The organism is Bhargavaea sp. CC-171006, assembly GCF_009761675.1.
In the GTDB taxonomy this organism is placed as follows: Bacteria; Bacillota; Bacilli; order Bacillales_A; family Planococcaceae; genus Bhargavaea; species Bhargavaea changchunensis.
The window spans coordinates 243,626-267,230 of sequence record NZ_QUZH01000023.1; the positions used below are offsets into that span (position 1 = coordinate 243,626).

Genomic DNA, 23,605 nt, shown 5'->3' on the forward strand with positions numbered 1-23,605 from the left:
TCCTCCGGATTTCCGCTGCGGGCCCTTGCTTCAATCCGCCATAAGGCTTATTGAGGCAAACGGCATCTCACATAAACTTGAATGGTTCGGTGATGATCGCCGATTCGATGAATTCGCAGTTGATGCCGGCTTTTTGGGCTTCCTGTTCCAGATGCTCCCGGACACCGCCGACCATGATCCGTTCGATATGGTGGCCGGGATCGACAATGGAGAGGCCGAGGTTTGCGGCATCCTGTGCAGTATGGAAGTCGATGTCCCCTGTCACGAGCACGTCTGCCTTTTTCCCGACTGCTGCACCGACATACTTGGCGCCGGATCCCCCCAGCACAGCCACGTTCCGGATTTCTTCATTTCCTCCATCCACAACGCGTAACGCCGGTACGCCCATCCGTTCCTTGACATGGTCGGCGAAGGTTTCCAAAGTCATTGGTTCAGGCAGGCTGCCGACCCGCCCGATTCCATACTCCTCGAGTCTTTGGTCAAGTACGAAAAAGTCATAGGCCGGCTCTTCATACGGGTGCGCTTCGATCATGGCCTGCTCGACACGCTCACGGATCGATCCCGTCAGCACCACCTCAATTTTCGTTTCAGGGACAGCCTCTTCCTTCCCGACGCTGCCGATGTACGGGTCGGCCCCATCCGTCGGGGTAAAGCGTCCCGTCCCTTCCAGTTCATAGCTGCAGTGTGTGTAATCCCCGATAGCGCCAGCGCCTGCATCACCTAGCGCCTTGCGGACTTTTTCAACACTATCGTGCGGTGTGAAGACAGCCAGCTTGAACAGCGGCTCCCTGTAGGTCTCTTCCAAGATTGTGATGCCTGAGAGGCCGAGTTTTCGTGCAAGCATATCGTTTACGCCGCCAGGCGCCACATCGAGATTCGTATGGGCGACATATACCGAAATCCCCAGGCGGAGACTCAGTTCCACGATTCTTCCATGAGGTGTATCGGTCCGGACCGATTTCAGCGGGCGGAACAGCGGCGGGTGATGGGCGATGATTAACCCCGCGCCGGCTTCAGCGGCCTCCCTGATCACATCTTCCGTCACATCCAGGGTGACGAGGACTTTTTCTGCAGGGGCATCGGGCCTTCCGATCTGCAGCCCGACCGGATCCCAGTCATAGGCGAATTTCTTCGGGGCCCATTCTTCCATCAGCCGGATAATGTCATTGACGGTCGTTTTCTTCTCCATTTCCGAGCACCTCCAAGATTTCGTAAAGTGAGCGCTTCAGTTTCGCTTCTTTGATGTCACGCTCTTCGGAAGGGGATGCTTCCTGCATCCTATCAATGATTTTCCGTAGCGAAGCGGCTTCACGTTCCCACTTTTTCCTGAATGCAGGCGGTTGCCTCTCTGACAGGTACGGGCCGAATCTGAGCTGCAAATCATCATAGATCGCCTTACCCCGTTCAAGCACAATCACCTCATAGATCTTTCCGTCTTCCTCAAGGATGTCCTCCTCAATGATGTGCCATCCATTGGCAACCGCCCACGATCGGATTGCACCCGCATGGATGTTCGGCTGGAGTACCAGCCGCCTGACGCCTGAAAGGCGTTCTTTGCCGTTCTCAAGGATCGAGGCGATCAGCGGCCCCCCCATTCCTGCTATGGAAACCGTATCCACTCCGTCCTCTTCACGGATGGCTTCAAGTCCGTCCGCCAGCCGGGCTATCACTTTACCTTCGAGACCGGTCTCCCGAATGGTCGCTTCGGCAGATTCAAAAGGCCCCCTGGCCACCTCTCCTGCTATTCCCCTGCGGATCCGGTCCGTGAGAACCAGATGGGCAGGAAGGTAAGCATGATCGCTTCCGATGTCCGCCAGTACGGCATCATTTCCGATGCGCGAAGCGACCGCCTGCAGCCGCTTGGAAAGCTTATTCACATTCATCTGCCGACACCTCCTTCTGCAATTGTAAACAACAATCTGTAAAAAGATAAAACCCTTATCCGGATGTCCGGATAAGGGCTTCAAGAGCGAATTCATTATTGAAGCGAAAGCACCCATTCAGCCATCGCATCGAGGTTCTCGTCCGGGACGAGACCGCCAGGCATTGCGCCTTTACCGTTCTTCAGGACGTCTTTAACTTCATCCTGGCTGAGGTCAAGGCCGACCAGGCTAGGTCCGACCGAACCTTCATAGTTCTGGCCGTGGCAGGAAACACATTTCCCTTGAGCAAGTGCCTCCGGATCAAAGTCACCGGAAGAAGCTTCGTCTCCGCCTTCTCCGCCGGCTTCACCTTCAGCGGTAGCGCCGCCTTCCTCGGATTGCTCCTGGTCGGCTGCGATTTCTTCCTGGTTATCCAGTCCATACAGAGACATGAAGAAAATAAGGCCGATTCCGAGGGCCATGATCAGGATATAAGGTACGACAGGATTTCTGTTCATCGACTAAAACCCCCTTTTCCGTGAGATAGCTGTACAGTTATATACAGTGAACAATACATATTGTACTGCATTCCCCCGAAAACTGAAAGCATTAGCCGGGAAAGATTTGCGACTTTGTGACAAATTCGGCAAATGTCCGACGTGCCCTGATTACTTACACACCGATCTGGCGTGCGATAACCATATGCTGGACTTCAGATGTCCCTTCACCGATTTCCAAAAGTTTCGCATCGCGCATATAGCGTTCCACCTCATACTCTTTCATGTAACCGTATCCCCCATGCAGCTGGATGGCCTCATCAGCCACTTCCATGGCGATTTCGGATGCGTAGAGTTTGCACATCGCGGCTTCTTTGGAAAATGGGCGTCCTTGGTCTTTCAGCCAGGCTGCCTTATAAACCATGGTTCTCGCCAGCTCAATTTTGAGTGCCATGTCCGCCAGCTTAAACTGGTTCACCTGGAAATCTGCGATGGCGCGGCCGAACTGTTTGCGTTCCTTGGCATATTGGAGAGACCTGTCAAAGGCAGCCTGGGCGATTCCGACTGCCATGGCTCCGATTCCGATCCTGCCGCCGTCAAGTGTGACAAGGAATTGGCGGAATCCGTTGCCCCGTTTGCCTAGCAGATTTTCTTGAGGAACACGGACATTTTCAAGCACGAGTTCCGTCGTATTGGATGCGTTCAGTCCCATCTTTTCATAATTGTCGATCACCTTGAACCCATTCGCATCTGTGGGAACAATGATGGCGGAAATCTCCTTTTTGCCGCCTTCCATACCGGTGATGGCGGTGAGTGCGAGATGCTTGGCATGGCTTGCATTCGTAATGAACACCTTGCTGCCATTGATGACAAAGTCGTCCCCATCCGACTTTGCCGTCGTCTGCGTTCCGCCTGCATCAGAGCCTGCATTCGGTTCTGTCAGACCAAATGCCCCCAGGGATTCACCCGTACAGATCGGCACAAGATATTTTTGCTTTTGTTCTTCCGTCCCGAAAAGATTCAGAGGCGCTCCCCCGAGTGAAATGTGGGCCGAGTATGTGATCCCCGTTGAAGCGCACGCCCGGCTCAGCTCCTCCGTCACGATGGCGAAGCTGACGGTATCGGCACCTGCTCCACCGTATTCCTCACCGAATGGAAGTCCCATCATTCCCATTTCTCCAAGCTGGCGGAAGATTTCCTTCGGGAATTCCTTCGTCCTGTCGCGCTCTATAGCCCCCGGCGCCACGACTTCGTCTGCAAATTCCCTGATCGTCTTCCGGATCATCTGCTGCTCATCAGTCAGATCAAAGTTCACGTTGCATCCCCCTTTGTGAATACGCTTTCAAAGACAGTATAACTGAACGAGCGCTCGCTTAACAACCTTCATTGCCTGTTTCGGATAAACATTGATATTGTATTGTTTTAGCAGTTGGTTAATTGCCAGTTTCGAAACATAAAAAAACCGCGGTTTCAGTTGAAACCGCGGCTGGCTGTTCATTATTCGAGAAAATCTTTGAGCCTCTTCGAACGGGATGGATGGCGCAGCTTGCGCAATGCTTTCGCTTCGATCTGTCGGATCCGTTCGCGGGTGACACCGAAAACCTTGCCGACTTCTTCAAGTGTCCTTGTCCTTCCGTCATCAAGACCGAAGCGGAGACGGAGCACATTCTCTTCGCGGTCAGTCAGTGTGTCCAAGACGTCTTCCAACTGCTCTTTGAGCAGTTCGTACGCGGCATGGTCAGACGGTGACTGAGCCTCGGAATCTTCAATGAAATCTCCCAGATGCGAGTCATCTTCTTCCCCGATCGGCGTCTCGAGCGAAACCGGCTCCTGTGCGATTTTCAGGATCTCCCGAACCTTCTCCGCAGGCAAGTCCATTTCTTCGCCGATCTCTTCCGGAGTCGGTTCGCGGCCGAGATCCTGAAGCAGCTGGCGCTGGACACGGATCAGTTTATTGATTGTCTCAACCATGTGGACAGGAATCCGGATGGTCCTTGCCTGGTCGGCAATCGCGCGTGTGATGGCCTGGCGGATCCACCATGTTGCATAGGTACTGAACTTGAACCCTTTACGGTAGTCGAATTTCTCTACCGCTTTGATCAGGCCCATGTTCCCTTCCTGAATGAGGTCGAGGAAGAGCATGCCCCGCCCTACGTAACGCTTGGCAATCGATACGACGAGGCGAAGGTTGGCTTCCGCCAGGCGTTTTTTCGCTTCCTCATCCCCGTCCTCAATGCGTTTGGCCAGTGAGATTTCCTCTTCCGCAGAAAGGAGGTCGACACGGCCGATCTCTTTCAGATACATTCTGACAGGGTCATTGATCTTGACGCCGGGCGGGACGCTCAGGTCATTGAGGTCAAATTCCTCTTCTTCACCTTCTTCGCCTTTCTGGCCCTTTCCTTTGCGCTCGATTTCGATTCCCTGTTCCTCGAGTTGATCGAGGAATTCCTCGAAATGATCCGGTTCCATATCAAAAGCGGATAATTTCTCCGTTACATAGTCAAACGACAACTCGCCTGCTTTCTTGCCCTGTTCAAGCAGTTGCGTCTTCATTTCCTCAATTGTCATTTCGTGTTCATGCTCATTAGACTGCCCTGAAAGGTCTGCCATTTTACTCCTCCTCCTGCAAAAGCCGGCACACTCAGATTGCCGACAAGGACTTCCTCAATGCGATAATTTCCCTGGATAGTTCAAGGGCACGGCTCAGATTGCTCATCTTTTCCGCTTCCTTCGATTGTTGCAGTTTTTCGCTGATTTCCATCTCGATCCTGTATTTCGTAATATGGCGCATGCTGTCCCGAATCTCTTCTTCGGCGTGTTCGCCCGAAAACTCGTTCATCGCTGTTTCCATGACGATTTTCCTCAGTTCAGGATCGTCCAGCGTTTCACAGAAGCGATGTACATCCGGTTCGCCATATTCCTCATAAAATCCTGCAAGTCTGACGAAAATCGCTGTATATTCATCATGGAAGAACGGGCTGCCTTCCCCTGAATCCCTGAACCTGGCGAAAAGTGCTCCGTCACGGAGCATGTGGGATAAAATAATCCGCTCTGCCCTCGCAATAGGGGATTTCCGGGTTTTCCCGCGCGGAATGGCCGGCTCTGAAGGCGGGTTTTCCGGCGGCGGAGCGTTCCTTTCCTTCCGGGTATGGCGGGCTTCCGATTTCCTGAACTGCGCAGTGAGCGCCTCCACAGAGACGCCCGTTTCCTCTGCAAGCTGCTTCAGGTAAAGGTCACGCTCGACAGGGGTAGTCTTCCCGGCCAGTTCCTCCAGAACTTCGTGGATATACTGAAGGAGATCATTTTCATTCTTCAGGTTTTTATCACGTTTGGCATACATCATCGAGAACGACAAAAGTGTATGCGGCTGGCCGATGATTGTTTCCCTGAATGCCTCTCCTCCGTACTTTTTAAGGTAATCATCCGGATCCATGCCTTCGGGCACGATGGCCACCTTGGCGTCCAGGCGGTTTGAGGGGAACATCCGGCTGAACCTTCTTGCCGCTTCCCATCCCGCGTTATCGCCATCGGTACAGATGATGACCTCGTTGGTCACACGCCCCAGCATCGAAAGATGCTTGTCCGACATCGATGTGCCCATCAGGGCGACACCGGACTGGATCCCTGCGGCATCCGCCGAAATGACATCCATGAATCCTTCAAACAATATTACATTACCCGATTTGCGGGCTGCGAGACGTGCATTGTGGTAATTATAGAGAATTTCGCTCTTGTTGAAGATCGGTGACTCGGGGCTGTTCAGGTACTTTGGTTCGTTTCCGGTCTTTTCGATGACTCGTCCGGAGAACCCCACCGTTTTCCCGTTCATATCGAGGAGAGGAAACATGACACGGTTCCGGAATCGGTCAAACGCACCATTTCCGTTTTCGGGCAGGATGGCCAATCCGGCTTCCGCCATCTCTTCCTCGCTGAAGCCTTTTCGCCTCAGAAGGGTGACAAGCGATTCCCGGCTGCCCAGCGACCAGCCGATACCGAACTTATCGATGATTTCTTTCGTGAAGCCGCGTCCGCGCAGATATTCGAGCGCTACCTCCCCTTCCACCGTATTCAGAAGCAGATGACGGTAAAATTCTGCCGCGTACCTGTGCGCATCCAGAAGCCGTCGGTGGCCTGAGGGAATCTGCCGTTCACTGCCGGCACCCTCACCCGTCTCCACCTCGACTCCAGTACGTGCTCCCAGTTTGGCCACTGCCTCAACGAACGACAGGTTTTCGACATCCATGACGAACGTGATGGCATTCCCGCCTGCCCCGCAACCGAAGCAGTGGAACATCTGCTTGTCCTCGGACACCGAGAAAGATGGAGAATTTTCATCATGGAACGGGCACAGCCCGAACCAGTTCCTTCCCCTCTTCGTCAACTGGACATACTCACCGATCAGTCCGACAATATCTGTCTGGGAACGGATTGTTTCGATCTTCTCCTCAGGAATCCGTTTCATCCTTCACACCACACTTTCGGTCGTACGGTCGTACTCTCGAATTCGAGATTCAAGAAGAGAATCCTTCATTCTTCGACAAAAAAGTGCGCAGGAGGGAAGAAAACTGCCCACTACGCGCATTTTATTCACAATATACAATTATAATACGCTTCACCGTACATTTCCACCATTAAAGAACATTTTCTTGAACTTCAGCGATACTTTCTGAAACGGCTGCAAAAAAAGAACCGGCCTTCCGAAGAGGCGGTTCTGCCGTTCATCGTTCACGCTTCTGCTTGATATTCAGAATAATGTTGGCGGTCTCTTCGACTGCCCGGTCGGTCACATCAATGACCCTGCAGCCGATCTTGTCCGCCACCGAGTAGAAATGATCGATTTCTGCTTTGATTCTCTCGATTTTCGCATAATTCGCATCATCTTTCAATCCGAGCGCCTTCAGCCGCTCTTTGCGTATCGAGTTCAGTTTCTCCGGCGAAATCACGAGCCCGAAGCACTTATCCGGGTCAATTTTGAACAGCTCTTCGGGAGGGTTCACTTCCGGAACGAGCGGCACGTTTGCGACCTTATAGCGCTTATGTGCAAGGTATTGGGACAATGGGGTCTTGGATGTGCGTGACACCCCGATGAGGACAATGTCCGCCAGCAGCAGGCCCCGGGGATCCCTGCCGTCATCGTACTTGACGGCAAATTCGATTGCCTCGATTTTCTGGAAATAGTCTTCATCCAGCATGCGGACGCGTCCGGGCTCCTCAGAGGCCCGCTCGTTCAGCGTATTGCCGATTACATCGATGATCGGGCCAAGAAGGTCGATTGATGGGATATTTCTTCGCTCACACTCCCGCCGGATATAGGTCCTCATCTCTTCCTTTACCAAAGTGTAGAGGATGATGGCATGCTGCTCGGCGGCGATTTCCGTGATTTCATGGAGCTGGTCGGTCGATTCCACATGCGGAATCCGCTTGACGGCGGTTGATTCAAAGTCCTTGCGGAACTGGCTGATTGCCGCTTTTGCCACCAGATCTCCGGTCTCGCCGATCGAATCGGATACGATATACATTTTCAGTTGATTCATTGGGCACCTCTCACAAATCGTGATTTTCCGCCAGCGACAGGAACGCCGAGGTGATGTTTGTCTTGGTGATGCGGCCGATGACTGAAAGTCCTTTATCGGTTTCTTCGACAACAGGCAGCGCATCAATCTGCCGTTCAATCAGCACCTTGGCCACATGGACAAGCGCCTCGTTTTTCCTGCAATAAGCGATGTTCGGCATCCTCGTCATGATCATATGCACGGGGATCTTCTCCAGGTCGGTGCTGCCGATTGCTGTTCTGAGGAGATCCTTCCTTGAAAGGATGCCGGTCAGCTTGGACTGGTCATCCACGACAATCAGCGTTCCGACGTCTTCGAGGAACATCTGCGTGATCGCATCATAGACGGAAAGCGATTCCTGGACAACAACCGGAATCGACTGAAAATCCCGCACCTTCATGTTCATCATGTTTTCTGTCAGATGCTGATCCTTTTTCTTGCCCGAATAAAAGTAGCCTACTCGCGGACGGGCGTCGAGAAAGCCTGCCATTGTCAGGATGGCAAGGTCGGGCCGGATCGTGGCACGGGTCAGGCTGAGCCGTTCGGCAATCTGTTCGCCTGTGATCGGCCCGTCGGCCTTCACGATCTCCAGGATCTCATCCTGACGCTTATTGAGTTCCATACGACTCACATCCTGTACTTGATGGGTAATAGCCTAGTTCATTATATCCGAATCTCCCGCCGATTGCGAAACGATTCATCCCATGCTACAATATTGACAAAGTTCATACGGCGATGATGGGACAATCAAGTAGTATCCGGCAAAAGCGAGCAGGGATGGTGAAAGCCTGCATGGATATGAAGCGGCACCCCTGAGCTGAACTCTCTGAAAGAGGGCCGGTAAACCCGGCCAATCGGGGTGGAACCGCGGGTCATCAGGCACCCGTCCCCGGACGCAATGTCCGGGGACGGGTGCTTTTTGTATGGGTTGCTGATTCAACCCGGTCCGGCAACGTCCCGGACATCGCCTGTATGAAAATTACGAGGAGGAAACAGACATGACTTCAATGGAAACGATCGTCAATCTGGCCAAGCACCGTGGATTTGTCTTCCCGGGCTCCGACATCTACGGCGGCCTTGCCAACACATGGGATTACGGCCCGCTGGGAGTGGAACTGAAGAACAACATCAAAAAGGCCTGGTGGAAGAAATTCGTACAGGAGTCCCCTTACAATGTCGGCCTCGATGCCGCCATCCTCATGAATCCGAAGGTCTGGCAGGCATCGGGCCATGTCGGCAACTTCAACGACCCGATGATCGACTGCAAAAGCTGTAAAGCCCGCCACCGCGCGGATAAGCTGATTGAAAATAAACTCGAGGCCGAAGGAAATGAACTGGTCGTCGACGGCATGCCGTTTGAGAAAATGCAGGAGCTCATCCGTGAGCATGACATCAGCTGCCCGGACTGTGGAGCTCAGGACTTCACGGAGATCCGCCAGTTCAACCTGATGTTCAAGACCTCCCAGGGTGTGACGGATTCTTCCTCTAACGACATCTACCTCCGTCCCGAGACGGCACAGGGTATCTTCGTCAACTTCAAAAACGTCCAGCGGTCCATGCGCAAAAAGTTGCCGTTCGGAATCGCGCAGGTCGGCAAGAGCTTCAGGAACGAAATCACGCCGGGCAACTTCACTTTCCGTACACGCGAGTTTGAACAGATGGAGCTGGAATTCTTCTGCAAGCCGGGTGAAGACCTCGAGTGGTATGCATACTGGCGCGATTTCTGCAAAAACTGGCTTGACCAGCTGAACATGACGGATGAAAACGTCCGCCTGCGGGAGCACGATAAAGAAGAGCTTTCCCATTACTCAAATGCAACGGTCGACATCGAATACAAATTCCCGTTCGGCTGGGGCGAACTTTGGGGCATCGCAGACCGGACCGACTTTGACCTGAAGCGTCACATGGAGCATTCCGGCGAAGACTTCACCATGACGGATGCGGAAACAGGAGAAAAGTACGTCCCTTACTGCATTGAGCCTTCCCTCGGCGCAGACCGCGTCACGCTGGCTTTCATATGCGATGCATATGAAGAGGAGAAAATCGGCGAGGATGACCGGCGCACGGTCCTCCGCTTCCACCCGGCGCTCGCGCCTTTCAAGGCTGCTGTCCTTCCGCTTTCCAAGAAACTTTCGGATGAAGCACAGGATGTCTGGGCTGAACTGCGCAAGTCATTCCCGGTGGATTACGATGAATCCCAGTCGATCGGGAAACGCTACCGTCGCCAGGATGAAATCGGCACACCATTCTGCATCACCTACGACTTCGATTCCAAGGAAGACGGACAAGTCACGGTCCGCCATCGCGACACGATGGAGCAGGAACGCATGCCGATCAGCGAAGTCCGTGCATTCATCGAACAGCGCCTTGAATTCTGATAGTTATATGAAAAAGGCAGTCCGCAGTTGCGGACTGCCTTTTCCGTGCGCGAGGACAGTCGGTAAAGTGATAGACTCGGTATTTCCGCCCGGTAATTTCCCGGGAAACCGAGGTTATTCATCCTCGCCCGGTGCAGTCTCTTCTGAACTATTTTCACCCTGTCCGTCCCGGTCTCCTGCCGGTTTACGGTCTTCCCTCCCGAATGCCGGCATCCGGTCAAGCTGATCAAGGAAGGAAGCTGATTTCAGTCGGAGGCCCACCTGTTCATCATAGATGGTTCTTATAATCTTCCGCATGAACTTTTTTGTCGCGGGTTTCAGCGTCAGCTTGCCGACCTGCTCAATCGGTACCGTGTAAAACGTCCGGATCAGGCGGAGATGTGCCGGTGACAGCCGGATCAGGTAAGGATCGACATGAAAACAGCGGTGGCAGAGGAAGCCGATTTCCTGGAAGGAAAACGCGAACTCCCCCTCTGTCGCCCCGCAGCTTGCACACTGATGAAGGACGGGATGTATTCCGGCTACAGGAAGCATTTTCCATTCTACAAACAGGGTGATCGCTTCCGAATCGTACTCCTCATCGATGGCGTGGAACGCTTGTCTGAGCAGTTCAAACTGGGCAGGGGACGGCTGATTATCCTCGATCAGACGGTCCATCAGCTCGGCGATGTAACTTGCATAGGCCGTTGCGGTGATGTCCTGATGAAGATGGCGCATCGGGTCCAGCGGATCCCCGGACTGCAGCGTTCCCATGCCCCTCCCTTTGTAAACCATGAAGATACCGTGTGTGAACGGCTGTGTGACGGCAGCAAGACGGCTTGCCGGCTTTCTTGCCCCCCTTGCCATAGCAGTCACTTTGCCGGCCTCTCTGGTCAGGAGTGTCACTATTTTATTCGTTTCGCCATATGGGCCGGTGCGAAGGACAATCCCTTCCCATTTGTTCAGCATTCGCTCCCCTCCCTCCCCGGATGTGAAGAAAAGCGCGGGCACCCGGCCCGCGCCTTGTCAGTATTCATCTTCCCGGAAACCGTACTCTCTAAGCTGATTGGCCCGGTTCCGCCAATCTTTTTGGACCTTTACCCAAAGCTCAAGATACACTTTGCTGCCGAGCAGCATCTCAATATCCTGGCGGGCACGGGTGCCGACCTCCTTGAGCAGCGCCCCCCGTTTGCCGATGACGATCCCTTTCTGTGAGTCTCGCTCAACGATGATCGTCGCACTGACATCTACGGTTTCCTGATCTTCGCGCTTTGCGATCCGTTCGATAACAACTGCGACAGAATGCGGGATTTCCTCACGTGTCAGGTGGAGGACTTTTTCACGGATCAGCTCAGAAATGATGAACCGCTCCGGGTGGTCCGTTACCTGGTCGGCCGGATAATACTGCGGACCTTCCGGCAGATAATCTTTGATAACGTTCATCAGGCGATCCACATTATTTCCCTGCAGGGCGGAAATCGGGACAATCTCTGCAAATTCCATCCGGTTCCGATACGACTCGATGACCCCGATCAGCTCGTCGGGATGGATCAGATCGATCTTGTTCAGGACAAGGACGACCGGTGTTCCGCTATCGCCGAGCATCTCCATGATGAATTCATCACCCTTGCCGAGCGATTCATCGGCATTTGCCATAAAGAGAACAAGGTCCACTTCCTTGAGCGTGTTCTTCGCCACCTTCATCATAAAGTCCCCGAGCTTGTGTTTCGGCTTGTGGATGCCGGGAGTATCGATGAAGATCATCTGGCTTTCGTCCGTCGTGACAACGCCCTGTACCTTGTTTCGTGTGGTCTGGGGCTTGTCGCTCATGATCGCGATTTTCTGCCCGACCACCCGGTTGAGGAAAGTCGATTTACCGACATTCGGACGCCCGATGATCGAGATGAAACCTGACTTGAAGCCTTCACGGTTATTCAGCATGGTCCATGTCCTCCGCCTTGAAAGCGCCCGGCAGGAGTTCGCTGACTGTCGTTTCCAGGACGTCTCCCTTGAGGTTTGTCAGGTACACGGGCATGTCACCGTCACAGAATTCCGCCATGACCTGCCTGCAGGCCCCGCATGGGGATACGGGGCCGGGAGTATCGGCAACAACTGCAAGCGCCGCAAAGTCGCGGCTGCCTTCAGATATGGCCTTGAAAAAAGCTGTCCGCTCAGCACAATTCGTCATGCTGTAACCGGAATTCTCGATGTTGCATCCGCCAAAAACTTCCCCGTCACGGGTAAGGAGTGCGGCCCCGACCTGAAATTTCGAGTACGGGACGTATGCGAGTTCCCGGGCTGTCCTGGCCCGCTCCATCAATTGTTTTTTATCCATTGATTAACCACCTTTAAAATAAGAGATTCATCCATTTGGGTATGAAGATGATGCATCCGATAACGGCGCTTGCCACGGCAAAGGCCAGGACTGCGCCTGCGGCAACATCCTTCGCCTGTCCGGCAAGCGGATGATGTTCGCGGGATACCAGGTCCACGACCCGTTCAATGGCAGTGTTCACCAGTTCCAGGGCAAAGACGCCGCCGAACAGCAGGATGACAATCAGCCATTCCGAAGTGGATAGTCCGGTCACCCATCCTGCGGCGGTCACGATCAGTGCGGCAAGGACATGAAATCTGAAATTCTGCTCTCTCCCAAATGCATGTACGATTCCCCTCCAGGCATAACGGAATGACCGGAAAAGCTTACGGACGTCCATCCGTGTCACGTCCGAGACCGAATGACTCCAGGATTTCATCCTGTCGGCCGAACATCGTGCGTTCGTCCTCTTCGTTCATGTGGTCATACCCAAGCAGATGGAGAAAACCGTGAAGTGCCAGGAAGCCGATTTCCCGCTCCCGGCTATGCCCGTATTCTCCGGCCTGACGGTCCGCCGTCTCCGTTGAGATAAGGATGTCTCCGAGAAGCCGCGGCATGCCTTCCGGACCGTTTATGGCCATCTCCCCTTCGACCGACTCTTCAAGGGCGAATGAGATGACATCGGTCGCCCGGTCCTTGTCACGGTAATCCCTGTTGATCGTCCTGATGGATTCATCGTCCATGAACGTGACTGAGACCTCAGCCTCGCCGACTTTCTCCATCTCTGCGGCATGTTCAAGCAGGCGCAAGACCAGTTGCTGATCTTTTTCCCCAACTGTACCGGTTTCATCCAACATATCGATAGTAAGTGTCATAGCATGTCCTCCAGTCGGTCACTTCGGATACTCGATCCGATTATGGAACACTCCGTTGAGCGTCGTGCAGATCACTTCCCCCACTATTTTCAATTCCCTGAAGCTGAGGTCGCATTCCGAAAATTGTCCGTCATTCATTTTATCCCTAATGATGGAACGGACCAGTTCCTCGATTTTCTCCGGAGTCGGCTCTTTCATCGAGCGCACAGCCGCCTCGCAGCTGTCGGCGATCGAAATGACTGCTATCTCTTTGGTCTGCGGTTTCGGCCCGGGATAACGGTATGCCTCTTCGTCCACTTCTTCCCCCGACTCCCTCGCTTTCACGAGAAAGTATTTGAGCAGGGTCGTCCCGTGATGCTGCCGGGCGATATCCACCAGTTCCTTCGGCATGCCGTGTTTTTTCAACATTTCTGCTCCGTCAGTCGAGTGGGCGATGATGATATCACGGCTTTTACCAGGCGGCAGCGAGTCATGCGGATTCGTGCCGGCCATCTGGTTCTCGATGAAAAATGCCGGCCTCCGGGTTTTCCCGATATCATGGTAATAGCTTCCGACCCGGGCAAGAAGCCCGTTCGCGCCGATTGCCTCGCATGCCGCATCGGACAGGTTGGCGACCATGACACTGTGGTGGTATGTACCAGGCGTCTCTGTCAGGATCCTCCTCAGAAGGGGATGGTTCGGGTTGGACAGTTCTACAAGCTTCAGGTCGGACAGGATGCCGAACACGGTTTCAAAAAACGGCATTAGCCCGATGGTGAGGGCGCCGGACAACAGACCTGAGCCGACGGCGGCCATGATAAAGATCAACCATTCCTGCAGGCCGAAGTGCGACTGGGTCATAAGCAGGTAAAACGTGATAAAAAGCGCATTTACAAGAGCAACGCCGAAACTGGCCGTAAGGATTGACGATCTTCTGCCGTCCCCCTGGATCAGGTAATGGCCGGCAAATCCGCCGAACAGGACATACAGTACGATCTCCATATTGGCGACTGGAGAATACCCTTCCTGAAGCAGGAGGCCGCCTGTTGCGGCAGTCAGCACCGTCAGGAGGATAGCCATCCTTCCGTCCGTCAGAAGCCGGAGGAGAAACGGTACTAGCGCCGTCGGGTAGACATAGATAAGTGCCATATTGAAGTCAATCTCCGTTGCGGCAAGCAGCTTCATTGCAAGGATGGTCAGGAAATATACGACCAGCGTGATGGAGAGCCATTTCTTTTTCACGTATCCCGGCTGATCCAACTGCCTGAAATGACGGTGGATGAACCAGAAAATCAGCAGCGTAAACAGTCCGAGTGCCAATACCGGCCGGAGCGAGGCACTTTCGTTCAGGAGTCCTGCAAGTTCAAGCTGCCGGTGAACTTCCCTGTCTATGATCTGTCCTTCCTGCACGATGACCTGCCCCTGGAGAATACGGGTCGGCTCAACCTCGGCCCTTGCATGTTCGATCCTTGCCTCCGTCTGCTGCACATCCACTTTCTCGTTCATGAAGATGCTGGAACGGCCGATCTCAACCGCTGCGGGCATGAGCCCCTGTGCTACGGCAGAGCTCCGGATCCGATCTTCCGTTTTGTTCCTTGCATCCGCAAGGCCCGTGTCCCGTATCGGCTCTTCCATCACTTCGGACACGATTGAACTGACGGTGTCACGGGCTTTCTCAAGCTCTGCATTGGCGGCGCGGACGAGCATCCCGAGCAGATCGTCGGAAAGACGGAACCCGCCTCCCGAATCCTCGAGATCCTCCAGTTTTTTTCGGAGGTCCGAAATCTGCAAGGCGGTGTCAGGTGGTTCTTCCCCGTCGTCTTCGGCTGCTTCTGCTTTGGCTTCCAGGGCATAGTCGAAGACGGAGCGGACAACGGCCGCGCTGTTTTGTGAGGCTTCCTCGTCATAATTATAGACCGGGGTGACCTCGGCCGCTGCGCGCTGCCGTTCCTGCTCTGTCTTGATAGGGTCTTCCACCGTCTTGGTCGCACGGATGGTTTCGTTGGCGAGGTGGAACATCCTGATATCATATGTTTCGTCTTTCACGCTCCCGAGCATGATGCCAAAGGCAAGGAAGGCAGAAAGCACAAGAAGCACGATGGAGAAAACAGAAAATGAAATCCTTTCAACAAATGATTGCAAACCCTTGAACATAACAGTTTCCCCCTAGTGGCGGGCCGATACGCCCGATCCCCGTCCATGACGGCCGACACGCGGCCAGAAGGATGACAAAACCGGCCGGACTCCAGCTGAGGCAGGAGTACTCGGCCGGTGAACCGTTTCGGTCACTCCCGGTGACTGCTTGCTTCGTATGCTTCGATGATCCGCGCTACGAGCGGATGACGTACGACATCCGCCTGCTCGAAGTGCAGGAAGCGGATCCCCTGGACCTCTTTCAGGATCCGCTGGGCGACTATCAATCCTGATTCCGTCCCACGGGGCAAGTCGATCTGGGTCTGGTCACCCGTGATCACCATCTTCGAACCGAAACCGAGCCGTGTCATGAACATCTTCATCTGTGCCTTTGTCGTGTTCTGCGCCTCATCGAGAATGACAAAAGCATCATCCAGCGTCCGTCCGCGCATATAGGCGAGCGGCGCGATTTCAATGGTGCCCCGCTCGATCAGCCGCTCTGTCTGTTCCGGCCCGAGCACATCATGGAGGGAGTCATACAGCGGCCTCAGATACGGATCAACCTTTTCTTTAAGGTCACCTGGCAGAAAGCCGAGGTTTTCCCCTGCTTCCACCGCCGGGCGGGTCAGGATGATCCGCTTGACCTGTCCATTTTTCAATGCCTGCACGGCCATGACGACCGCAAGATAAGTTTTCCCGGTACCGGCCGGGCCGATTCCGAACACCATATCTTCGGCACGGATGGCATGGACATATTCCCGCTGCCCGATCGTCTTTGCACGGATGGCCTTGCCTTTGGCATTCCTTGCGATCTCTTCGTCGTATAGCTCTGCGAAGTATTCGATCGTGCCGTTCTTGGCCATCTCCAGGGCGGTCGACACATCACGAAGGTTAATGTTGATCCCTTTGCGAATGACCCGCAGCAGCTGGCTGAGGAGCTCCTGGGCGGTTCCACGCGGCTCCTCATCACCCTGAATCACGATGACGCCCCCTCGCGTGAGCACCCGCACACCGAGTTCTTCCTCGATCAGTTTCATGTTCTGGTCGGAGATGCCGAGCAGCATCACCGCCTCATTTGGATCTTCCACATGCAGTTGTACCGTGTTTTCTTCCAATCGATCAATCTCCTTGGGAAATCTGTTTTCTTACGGCAATATTTTCATTTATGAGAAATAATACGGTCCCCTTTACTTTATCATTATCATAATGCACTCGCAAAACTTTTTCATCCTTTACAGTCGCATCGGGATCAAGTGTTCCCAGCAATTTTTCCTTCAGGACGCCAAGGATGACCCTTTCCCCGTTTTCCTCTGTGATCCTCACCTCTCTCGCCGTGCCGTCACGGCTTTCCGACAGCTTCAGGAAGGAATCGAAAACAGCGGGAAGCGGGACCTCGCGCCAGGCGTCCCCTTCAGGCACATTGTTGCCGACCGACAGCCGGTATGCCCGTTCCCCGGGTGCTGAATACCTGATGACTGCCGGCATCTCAAAGCGGGTTTCGACATAATAGTCTCCGTACACTTTCCCTTCCGCGCCGGTCACATAGCTGTCTTCCCTCTGTGTGACAATTCCGGAGGCGACGATGTCCCCCTTTTCCACAGTCGTATTCGGGAGGACATTCCGGACACCGCTGGAAAGTTCAAAGCGGGTGATGACCGCGCGCTTTGATGCTGCAAGATGTGCCGGAGGCAGTTTTTTCTCCGCGTCTACACCAGTCTCAGGAGCCTCGATCGGATGGACGGTCAGGCGGCCACCTTCACGACTGACGCGGACCCAGCTAAGACCCGGGTCGGCGACCATCAAATCATTGCGGATTTGGGACTCGTCAGGAACAGCGCCGATTGGAATAAACGGCCTGATCCCGTTTTTTTCGAGATAGGCACTGATCCGTTCCTGTCGCTCAGGCTTGCCGCCTTCCACCCCAACCGACCAGATCAGTCCGGAGCAGGCCAGGGGCGCAAGCAGGAAAAGCAGGACGGCAATCACGCGGACGGGGGACAGATCCAGGATCACCCCGTCCCGTCCTGCCTGCAGTCCGAGGCGCACACGATATTTCCGTCTCATTTTCCGCAGCGCGGGCATGTCCTTCCGCATCACGGAGAACCTGAGCTGTTCCCCGTCACGCCCGGCATTTCTCAGGCGGATGCCGGATGCGGCGCAAGCCGAGAAAAAGGCATCAGCCCCGCTTCCGGTTACCGTGAGCCAGACAGTTTCCCGCCCGCGCAGCCGCTTACCCGTCTGCATGGTCCCTCGTACGGATCAATGTCAGCCGGTCCAACCGGTCAAATGTGATCAGTGCCGCCTCGTCGCCGATCTCCTCGACCTTTACCTCTTCTCCCTCAAGAGTCATCGCATAGGGCGCAAGGCGAAGACTGACTGCACGCTCGCCGATCTTTCCGATAGTGAATTTTCCATTGAGCCGCAATGTCTGATGATCCTCGATTTCTAGAAAAGGGACCATCCTGAAAAATCTGCGCATACAAAAACCCCCCTTGGCCTTCAGTTTATGACAGGCCGAGGGGGGTCATTCACACCGGCTGTAGCCGGTTATCTTCTCTTCGCTTTTGGCGGGCCGAGAATTTCCGCAAACACGATTGCACGTGCAAGTTCTTCTTCGGATTCCGGGAATAGAGAATCAGGATCTGCCGGTTCAGGTTTTCTTGAAACCGGAACTGGCGCTGCGGTCGGACGCATGCGTTCACGCGTGCGTTCCTGGCGCTCCTGACGCTCTCCTCGCTTGGCTGCGGGAGCCGATTCACGGGCCCTGCCGGCGTCGTTTTCCGCATTCCGCCGTGTGCTCCGCACGGGCTCGGGCTTCGCCGTGTTTGAATCCGCTTCGCGAGGGTCCGTGCGGAATTCCTTTGCCTCTTTCTGAATCTCTTTTTGAAGATCTTCATATAGCTGCTTTGTCAGGTCCTTCAGATTTCCTCCCTGCGCAGCGGGCCGCTTGGGAACTTCCTGACGGGGAGCCTGATTCGGCTTTTGTGCCGGAGGCTTCTGGTTTTCCTTGCCCTTGAACAGGGTGCCGATTATCAGTGAGATGATCAGCAGGATGATCGGTTCCATCAGCTCATCCCCTTTCCATCATCCGCGGGTCATTCCTGGCCGTCGGGGCGTTTGTCCTGCTCCTTGCCCATCTTGCCGAGAGTTTCACGCATGGAGGTATCTGCCTGGATGTTCTTGTAATTCACGTAATCCATGATGCCGATGTTGCCCGTCCGGAGCGCTTCTGCCATGGCAAGCGGTACTTCCGCCTCTGCCTCGACAACCTTGGCGCGCATTTCGCCGACTTTCGCGCGCATTTCCTGCTCGCTGGCGACTGCCATCGCGCGGCGCTCTTCGGCTTTCGCCTGAGCAATCTTCTTGTCTGCTTCCGCCTGCTCTGTCTGAAGCTCGGCACCGATGTTCTTGCCGATATCCACATCTGCGATATCGATCGACAGGATCTCAAATGCCGTGCCGGCATCCAGTCCTTTTGATAGGACGGTCTGGGAGATCATATCCGGATTCTCAAGAACGACAGTATGGTGCTTGGAGGAACCGATGGTCGAAACGATCCCTTCGCCGACACGGGCAACGATCGTCTCTTCGCCGGCACCCCCTACTAGCCGGTCGATGTTGGCACGTACCGTGATGCGGGATTTTGCCTTGACTTCAATCCCGTTCATTGCCACACCGGCGATAAACGGCGTTTCAATGACTTTCGGGTTGACGGACATGCTGACAGCTTCAAGCACATCACGGCCTGCCAGATCGATCGCAGCCGCACGTTCGAAAGTTAGTGGGATATTCGCGCGGTGAGCCGCGATCAGGGCATTGACAACGCGGTCAACGTTACCGCCGGCGAGATAATGGCTCTCCAGCTGGTTGATACCCACTTCGAGCCCCGCCTTGTGGGCCTTGATGAGCGGGTTGACGATCCTGCTCGGAATTACCCGGCGGAGACGCATCCCGATCAGTGTGAAGATGCTGACTTTAACACCGGCTGCAAGCGCGGAAATCCACAGCGTGACCGGCACAAATGTAAAGAAGACAGACAGGGCGACGATCACCAGAAATGCGACGATAATCAGCCCGATTGTTCCCAATCCAAGCATTCTGTTTCCTCCTTATTCTTCGGAAGCTTCCCGGACAACGATCCTGGATCCTTCCACTTTCGTAATCTTAACATTTTGGTCTTTCCCGATGAATCTGCCTTCCGAGACGACATCCAGGTATTCCCCGTCAATTTCTGCCGTTCCGGAAGGACGGAGCGGTGTCACTGTTCTGGCCGTCCGGCCAATCAGTTCAAGCCGGTTGGCATTTGATACATAGCCGCTTTCGGTGTCAGTGGCGTCCCTCAGGACGATGCGGTTAAGCAGATGGAGCCGTTTGCCAAAGAATTTCATCATGATCACCATTCCTAATATCGTGATGACCAGTGCCGTGATGACGGAAATGGCCATCCAGGCCGGGTCGGCCCCTGCCAAGATGATGCCCGCTACCATCGCCACAGCACCAAGGATGCCCAGGATGCCCCCCGGTACGAACAGCTCGGCAATAAGCAGCCCTATGCCTGCCAGGAACAGCAGCAGCGATTCATAGCCGGCAAGTCCCGCTACAAGATGTCCGTAGAAGAACAGGAGCAGTGCCCCGGCACCCATCGACCCCGGTATTCCGAATCCCGGTGAATACAATTCCACGACAAGCCCAAGCCCCGCAATCGACAGCAGAATCGGAACGACGACCGGATTCGTGATGAACCGCGCCAGTTTTTCACTGAACGTCTCATTCATCTTAACGACTTCCGCACCTTCAAGCCCTGTGGTTGCCAGCAGTTCGGCAAAGGATGACACGGTTCCTTCGCTATAATTGACTTTCATTGCTTCGTCGGCAGAAAGTGTCAGAAGTTTTCCTTCCCCCGCGCGGTACTCCGGCAAATCGATTGATGCATCAGCCATGGCAAGTGCATAAATCGGATCCCGATCCTGGTCAGACGATTCTGCTGCAGCCTTCATGGAAGCGAGCCATGCGCTGTTGGCTTTGTCATCGGCAGCGTTTCCGGACTGGTCAATCACCTGTGCCGCGCCGATCCGGCCGTTCGGATGCATATAGATTTCGTCCGCATGCAGCGCAAGGAATGCACCCGCAGACAGGGCATCGCGGTTGATATACGCAATCGTACGGAGTTCGGTCTCATCCATCAGCTTGGCGATCCGGCCTGCGGCATCCACGAATCCTCCCGGTGTATTGATCTCCAGGATAATCGTATCGGCACCGGCCTTTTCGGCTTCGCCGAATGAGCGGTCAAGGAACTCATACAATCCCCGTTCGACTTCATTTTCCAATGGCACGTGGTAAACTTTGCCGCTATCCGCTCCGGCATGTGGAATCGCCATGAGGAACAGGGCGGCAAACAGAAGGAGGCCGCGGATCAAGCGGATTCCTTTCAAGTCTTCACCCCCATTCGTCTCTCGTCCATTATAGGTGATTATACGGATGAACGAAGCAAAAAGTTTCATTTAAAATGAAATAAACCGGAAAACCCCTACGGGATTTTCCGGTTTTGCATACATATTCTGATTCAGGCCATTCCTGTTATGGACGAGGGATGGTGAGGGGGATTAGTATTTGCGCTTGCGGGCAGCTTCGGACTTTTTCTTCCGCTTAATGCTTGGCTTCTCATAGAACTCGCGTTTACGGGCCTCTTGGATTGTGCCCGATTTGGAAACACCACGTTTGAAGCGGCGAAGAGCATCTTCAAGCGATTCGTTTTTACGAACGACAGTTTTTGTCATGACTTTTCCCCTCCCTCCGTACGCACTTCCATACATGAAAAACACATCATGTACTCAGAAATTATAGCCTAATTCCTGGTGCGGGTCAATATATATCTTTTAATTTCGCATATGTGGTTTTCAGAAAATGATCAGTAATCTTCAGATGAAGTGAGTCCTTGCATGATTTTGACGCCGGAGCTGGCCCCGATCCTTGTAGCCCCGGCTTTAACCATTGCCTGCACGTCCTCCAGGCTGCGGACGCCGCCGGAAGCCTTCACGCCCATCTCTTCGCCGACTGTCAGGCGCATCAGCGCGACATCTTCGACTGTGGCCCCTCCCGTCGAGAATCCTGTAGATGTCTTCACGAAGTCTGCGCCAGCCTGCTTGGCCAGGCGGCAAGCGATGATTTTCTCATCATCTGTCAGCAGGCAGGTCTCGATGATGACTTTGACGATTGCCTTTCCCGCGGCCGCCTCCACGACTGCGCGGATGTCCGCTTCGACGGTTTCTTCATCGCCGCTTTTCAGTGCGCCGATATTGACCACCATATCGATTTCCTGCGCGCCTTTTTCGATGGCATCTTTTGTTTCGAAAGCTTTTGTCTCTTTCGTGCCGGCGCCGAGCGGGAAGCCGATGACGGTGCAGACTTTCACTTCAGATCCCGACAGTTCGGATGCCGCAGTCTCAACCCAGTATGGATTCACGCAGACCGAGGCGAACCGGTACTCTCTCGCCTCGCTGCAAAGTTTCACGATCTGTTCTTTCGTAACTTCCGGCTTCAGAAGTGTATGGTCGATCATTGATGCGACATTGATGCTCATGGCTGATCCTCCTAAAATGACCTTGAGGTCTGTTGACTGATTTCTCCGAGAACTTCCCGCCCAGACACAATACGCCCGGAAGCCGTAAACCGGCTCCGGGCGATGCCGGTTCAGGCGACCGGTTCCGGATTGTCCTCGACCACACGGACAAATACACCTTCGTTGTAAGGGTACCCGGCCTTTGTGATCTTGACACGGACAATTTTGCCGACCATAGATTCGTCGGCAGGTATGACGACTTTCATGTAGTTATCTGTATAGCCTTCGTAAAGCCCGCTTTCCGGATCCTCTTTGAATGGCTCTTCCGGGATCATTTCAAGCACTTGGCCCTCATAGGCCGATGCGTATTCCTTCGCGAGCTGTTTGTTGAGCTCCAGCAGTCGGTGGACGCGTTCGTTTTTCACTTCTTCATCGATCTGGTTATCCATCCGGGCAGCAGGTGTTCCGATCCTCATCGAATAAGGGAATACGTGCAGCTCTGCAAAGCGGTGGTCACGGATGAATGTGAAAGTCTCCATGAACTCTTCTTCCGTTTCGCCCGGGAATCCGACGATGACGTCAGAGGTCAGTGCAAAATCGGGCAGCGCTTCACGCAGCCGCACCAGACGGTCCGCAAAGAATTCCATCGTGTACTTCCTGCGCATTCTCTTCAGCACAGTGTCCGAACCGGACTGGATCGGGATATGAAGATGGCGAACGACAATGTTGGATTCTTTCAGCACGCCGATCACTTCATCGGTCAGCTGGCTGGCCTCGATCGAGGAAATCCGGAGGCGCTTGAGCCCCGGCACCTTCGCCTCGATATCGCGGAGCAGCTGTGCGAGGTTATAGTCCTTCAGGTCTTCTCCGTAGCCGCCGGTATGGATGCCTGTAAGCACAATCTCTTTGTATCCTGCTTCGACAAGCTGACTGGCCTGATGGATGACCTCTTCCGGATTGCGGGAACGCATCAGGCCGCGGGCCCATGGAATGATGCAGAATGTGCAGAAGTTATTGCAGCCCTCCTGGATTTTAAGGGACGCACGGGTCCTGTCGGTGAATGACGGGACATCCAGTTCTTCATAGACACGGTTTTTCATGATGTTTCCGACTGCGTTGATCGGCTGGCGCTCCTGCCTGTACTGTTCGATGTAGCCGAGCAGCTTTGTCCGGTCCTGGGTACCGACGACGATATCCACGCCCGGAATCTCCATGATTTCGGCCGATGATGTCTGGGCATAGCAGCCCGTTACACAGACGACGGCATCCGGATTCGTCCGGATGGCACGCCGGATCACCTGCCGGCTTTTCTTGTCACTTGTATTGGTGACGGTACATGTATTGACGACATAGACATCTGCCCGGCCTTCAAATTCCGCCCGCTCGTAGCCGGCGTCCTTGAAAAGCTGCCAGATGGCCTCTGTCTCATAATGGTTCACTTTGCAGCCCAATGTGTGAAAGGCAACTGTCGACAAGG

Annotated in this window: 24 protein-coding genes; 1 reads left to right on the top strand and 23 read right to left on the bottom strand. The window is 54.3% G+C overall.

The features are described 5' to 3' along the window. Window positions 1-67: 67 nt before the first annotated feature. The 8 genes from DZC51_RS10900 to ccpN all read right to left on the bottom strand — a co-directional run bounded on the left by DZC51_RS10900 (window position 68) and on the right by ccpN (window position 8,542). Entirely contained in the window at window positions 68-1,189 is a 1,122-nt protein-coding gene (locus tag DZC51_RS10900) for a Nif3-like dinuclear metal center hexameric protein (RefSeq protein WP_157295733.1), read from the bottom strand. Continuing rightward, window positions 1,164-1,883: a tRNA (adenine(22)-N(1))-methyltransferase gene (locus tag DZC51_RS10905; RefSeq protein WP_157295735.1), complete on the bottom strand. Its 720-nt coding sequence runs from the start codon at window positions 1,881-1,883 to the stop codon at window positions 1,164-1,166. The genes DZC51_RS10900 and DZC51_RS10905 overlap by 26 nt, the downstream gene beginning before the upstream one ends. A gap of 95 nt (window positions 1,884-1,978) precedes the next feature. Then, window positions 1,979-2,380, bottom strand: a complete 402-nt coding sequence (locus tag DZC51_RS10910) for a c-type cytochrome (protein WP_157295737.1) — start codon at window positions 2,378-2,380, stop codon at window positions 1,979-1,981. A 154-nt stretch (window positions 2,381-2,534) separates the two neighbouring features. Beyond that, complete coding sequence (locus DZC51_RS10915; RefSeq protein WP_157295739.1) at window positions 2,535-3,674, bottom strand: acyl-CoA dehydrogenase family protein; 1,140 nt, start codon at window positions 3,672-3,674, stop codon at window positions 2,535-2,537. Between the two features lie 182 nt (window positions 3,675-3,856). After that, on the bottom strand, window positions 3,857-4,969 hold the full coding sequence (gene rpoD / locus DZC51_RS10920; RefSeq protein WP_157295742.1) for an RNA polymerase sigma factor RpoD: 1,113 nt from the start codon (window positions 4,967-4,969) through the stop codon (window positions 3,857-3,859). A gap of 31 nt (window positions 4,970-5,000) precedes the next feature. Next, window positions 5,001-6,821, bottom strand: coding sequence for a DNA primase (dnaG, locus tag DZC51_RS10925; protein ID WP_157295745.1), 1,821 nt, complete (start codon window positions 6,819-6,821; stop codon window positions 5,001-5,003). A gap of 256 nt (window positions 6,822-7,077) precedes the next feature. Further along, window positions 7,078-7,893: a pyruvate, water dikinase regulatory protein gene (locus tag DZC51_RS10930; RefSeq protein ID WP_157295747.1), complete on the bottom strand. Its 816-nt coding sequence runs from the start codon at window positions 7,891-7,893 to the stop codon at window positions 7,078-7,080. Between the two features lie 10 nt (window positions 7,894-7,903). Next, a complete protein-coding gene (gene ccpN, locus DZC51_RS10935) occupies window positions 7,904-8,542 on the bottom strand; it encodes a transcriptional regulator CcpN (RefSeq protein ID WP_157295750.1) in 639 nt (212 codons plus the stop codon). A gap of 376 nt (window positions 8,543-8,918) precedes the next feature. On the opposite strand from ccpN, the gene DZC51_RS10940 reads away from it, so the two are divergent. Continuing rightward, a complete protein-coding gene (locus tag DZC51_RS10940; protein WP_304504515.1) occupies window positions 8,919-10,289 on the top strand; it encodes a glycine--tRNA ligase in 1,371 nt (456 codons plus the stop codon). A 114-nt stretch (window positions 10,290-10,403) separates the two neighbouring features. On the opposite strand, the gene recO is transcribed toward DZC51_RS10940, so the two are convergent. The 15 genes from recO to mtaB all read right to left on the bottom strand — a co-directional run bounded on the left by recO (window position 10,404) and on the right by mtaB (window position 23,603). Continuing rightward, window positions 10,404-11,237 (bottom strand): DNA repair protein RecO, encoded by an 834-nt coding sequence (gene recO / locus DZC51_RS10945; protein ID WP_157295756.1) that lies wholly within the window; start codon window positions 11,235-11,237, stop codon window positions 10,404-10,406. Between the two features lie 57 nt (window positions 11,238-11,294). Next, window positions 11,295-12,209, bottom strand: a complete 915-nt coding sequence (gene era, locus DZC51_RS10950) for a GTPase Era (RefSeq protein WP_157295758.1) — start codon at window positions 12,207-12,209, stop codon at window positions 11,295-11,297. Next, window positions 12,199-12,603 carry a cytidine deaminase gene (locus DZC51_RS10955; RefSeq protein ID WP_157295761.1) on the bottom strand — a complete coding sequence of 135 codons (405 nt, stop codon included), beginning with the start codon at window positions 12,601-12,603 and terminating at the stop codon, window positions 12,199-12,201. Before DZC51_RS10955 ends, era begins: the two co-directional genes overlap by 11 nt. Window positions 12,604-12,616: 13 nt before the next feature. Next, entirely contained in the window at window positions 12,617-12,982 is a 366-nt protein-coding gene (locus tag DZC51_RS10960) for a diacylglycerol kinase family protein (RefSeq protein ID WP_157295764.1), read from the bottom strand. After that, window positions 12,969-13,457, bottom strand: a complete 489-nt coding sequence (gene ybeY, locus DZC51_RS10965; protein ID WP_157295768.1) for an rRNA maturation RNase YbeY — start codon at window positions 13,455-13,457, stop codon at window positions 12,969-12,971. The genes DZC51_RS10960 and ybeY overlap by 14 nt, the downstream gene beginning before the upstream one ends. Window positions 13,458-13,475: 18 nt before the next feature. After that, a complete protein-coding gene (locus DZC51_RS10970; RefSeq protein WP_157295770.1) occupies window positions 13,476-15,590 on the bottom strand; it encodes an HD family phosphohydrolase in 2,115 nt (704 codons plus the stop codon). A 131-nt stretch (window positions 15,591-15,721) separates the two neighbouring features. Continuing rightward, complete coding sequence (locus DZC51_RS10975; protein WP_157296070.1) at window positions 15,722-16,633, bottom strand: PhoH family protein; 912 nt, start codon at window positions 16,631-16,633, stop codon at window positions 15,722-15,724. Window positions 16,634-16,688: 55 nt separating this feature from the next. Further along, complete coding sequence (locus tag DZC51_RS10980) at window positions 16,689-17,813, bottom strand: sporulation protein YqfD (RefSeq protein ID WP_157295773.1); 1,125 nt, start codon at window positions 17,811-17,813, stop codon at window positions 16,689-16,691. Beyond that, complete coding sequence (locus DZC51_RS10985) at window positions 17,800-18,048, bottom strand: hypothetical protein (protein WP_157295775.1); 249 nt, start codon at window positions 18,046-18,048, stop codon at window positions 17,800-17,802. The genes DZC51_RS10980 and DZC51_RS10985 overlap by 14 nt, the downstream gene beginning before the upstream one ends. Window positions 18,049-18,116: 68 nt before the next feature. After that, window positions 18,117-18,635 (bottom strand): hypothetical protein, encoded by a 519-nt coding sequence (locus tag DZC51_RS10990; RefSeq protein ID WP_157295778.1) that lies wholly within the window; start codon window positions 18,633-18,635, stop codon window positions 18,117-18,119. A gap of 29 nt (window positions 18,636-18,664) precedes the next feature. After that, entirely contained in the window at window positions 18,665-19,666 is a 1,002-nt protein-coding gene (gene floA / locus DZC51_RS10995; RefSeq protein WP_157295780.1) for a flotillin-like protein FloA, read from the bottom strand. 12 nt (window positions 19,667-19,678) lie between these two features. Beyond that, window positions 19,679-21,001, bottom strand: coding sequence for an NfeD family protein (locus tag DZC51_RS11000; RefSeq protein WP_157295783.1), 1,323 nt, complete (start codon window positions 20,999-21,001; stop codon window positions 19,679-19,681). A 171-nt stretch (window positions 21,002-21,172) separates the two neighbouring features. Beyond that, window positions 21,173-21,346 carry a 30S ribosomal protein S21 gene (rpsU, locus tag DZC51_RS11005; protein WP_157295785.1) on the bottom strand — a complete coding sequence of 58 codons (174 nt, stop codon included), beginning with the start codon at window positions 21,344-21,346 and terminating at the stop codon, window positions 21,173-21,175. Window positions 21,347-21,477: 131 nt separating this feature from the next. Then, window positions 21,478-22,149 carry a deoxyribose-phosphate aldolase gene (gene deoC, locus DZC51_RS11010; RefSeq protein WP_157295787.1) on the bottom strand — a complete coding sequence of 224 codons (672 nt, stop codon included), beginning with the start codon at window positions 22,147-22,149 and terminating at the stop codon, window positions 21,478-21,480. A 110-nt stretch (window positions 22,150-22,259) separates the two neighbouring features. Continuing rightward, on the bottom strand, window positions 22,260-23,603 hold the full coding sequence (gene mtaB / locus DZC51_RS11015) for a tRNA (N(6)-L-threonylcarbamoyladenosine(37)-C(2))-methylthiotransferase MtaB (RefSeq protein WP_157295789.1): 1,344 nt from the start codon (window positions 23,601-23,603) through the stop codon (window positions 22,260-22,262). Window positions 23,604-23,605 lie beyond the last annotated feature (2 nt).

Excerpts from the sequence above, each read along its gene's own strand:
- DZC51_RS10975 (WP_157296070.1), bottom strand. The coding sequence starts at position 16,633 with ATGCTGCTCGGCATCTCCGACCAGAACATGAAACTGATCGAGGAAGAA.
- dnaG (WP_157295745.1), bottom strand. The coding sequence starts at position 6,821 with ATGAAACGGATTCCTGAGGAGAAGATCGAAACAATCCGTTCCCAGACA.
- ybeY (WP_157295768.1), bottom strand. The coding sequence starts at position 13,457 with ATGACACTTACTATCGATATGTTGGATGAAACCGGTACAGTTGGGGAA.
- DZC51_RS10985 (WP_157295775.1), bottom strand. The coding sequence starts at position 18,048 with ATGCGCAGATTTTTCAGGATGGTCCCTTTTCTAGAAATCGAGGATCAT.
- DZC51_RS10900 (WP_157295733.1), bottom strand. The coding sequence starts at position 1,189 with ATGGAGAAGAAAACGACCGTCAATGACATTATCCGGCTGATGGAAGAA.
- DZC51_RS10930 (WP_157295747.1), bottom strand. The coding sequence starts at position 7,893 with ATGAATCAACTGAAAATGTATATCGTATCCGATTCGATCGGCGAGACC.
- DZC51_RS10990 (WP_157295778.1), bottom strand. The coding sequence starts at position 18,635 with ATGGAACCGATCATCCTGCTGATCATCTCACTGATAATCGGCACCCTG.
- DZC51_RS10970 (WP_157295770.1), bottom strand. The coding sequence starts at position 15,590 with ATGTTCAAGGGTTTGCAATCATTTGTTGAAAGGATTTCATTTTCTGTT.
- floA (WP_157295780.1), bottom strand. The coding sequence starts at position 19,666 with ATGCTTGGATTGGGAACAATCGGGCTGATTATCGTCGCATTTCTGGTG.
- DZC51_RS10980 (WP_157295773.1), bottom strand. The coding sequence starts at position 17,813 with ATGCAGACGGGTAAGCGGCTGCGCGGGCGGGAAACTGTCTGGCTCACG.
- DZC51_RS10960 (WP_157295764.1), bottom strand. The coding sequence starts at position 12,982 with ATGGACGTCCGTAAGCTTTTCCGGTCATTCCGTTATGCCTGGAGGGGA.
- rpoD (WP_157295742.1), bottom strand. The coding sequence starts at position 4,969 with ATGGCAGACCTTTCAGGGCAGTCTAATGAGCATGAACACGAAATGACA.
- recO (WP_157295756.1), bottom strand. The coding sequence starts at position 11,237 with ATGCTGAACAAATGGGAAGGGATTGTCCTTCGCACCGGCCCATATGGC.
- era (WP_157295758.1), bottom strand. The coding sequence starts at position 12,209 with ATGCTGAATAACCGTGAAGGCTTCAAGTCAGGTTTCATCTCGATCATC.
- DZC51_RS10940 (WP_304504515.1), top strand. The coding sequence starts at position 8,919 with ATGGAAACGATCGTCAATCTGGCCAAGCACCGTGGATTTGTCTTCCCG.
- DZC51_RS10955 (WP_157295761.1), bottom strand. The coding sequence starts at position 12,603 with ATGGATAAAAAACAATTGATGGAGCGGGCCAGGACAGCCCGGGAACTC.
- DZC51_RS10910 (WP_157295737.1), bottom strand. The coding sequence starts at position 2,380 with ATGAACAGAAATCCTGTCGTACCTTATATCCTGATCATGGCCCTCGGA.
- rpsU (WP_157295785.1), bottom strand. The coding sequence starts at position 21,346 with ATGACAAAAACTGTCGTTCGTAAAAACGAATCGCTTGAAGATGCTCTT.
- DZC51_RS10905 (WP_157295735.1), bottom strand. The coding sequence starts at position 1,883 with ATGAATGTGAATAAGCTTTCCAAGCGGCTGCAGGCGGTCGCTTCGCGC.
- deoC (WP_157295787.1), bottom strand. The coding sequence starts at position 22,149 with ATGAGCATCAATGTCGCATCAATGATCGACCATACACTTCTGAAGCCG.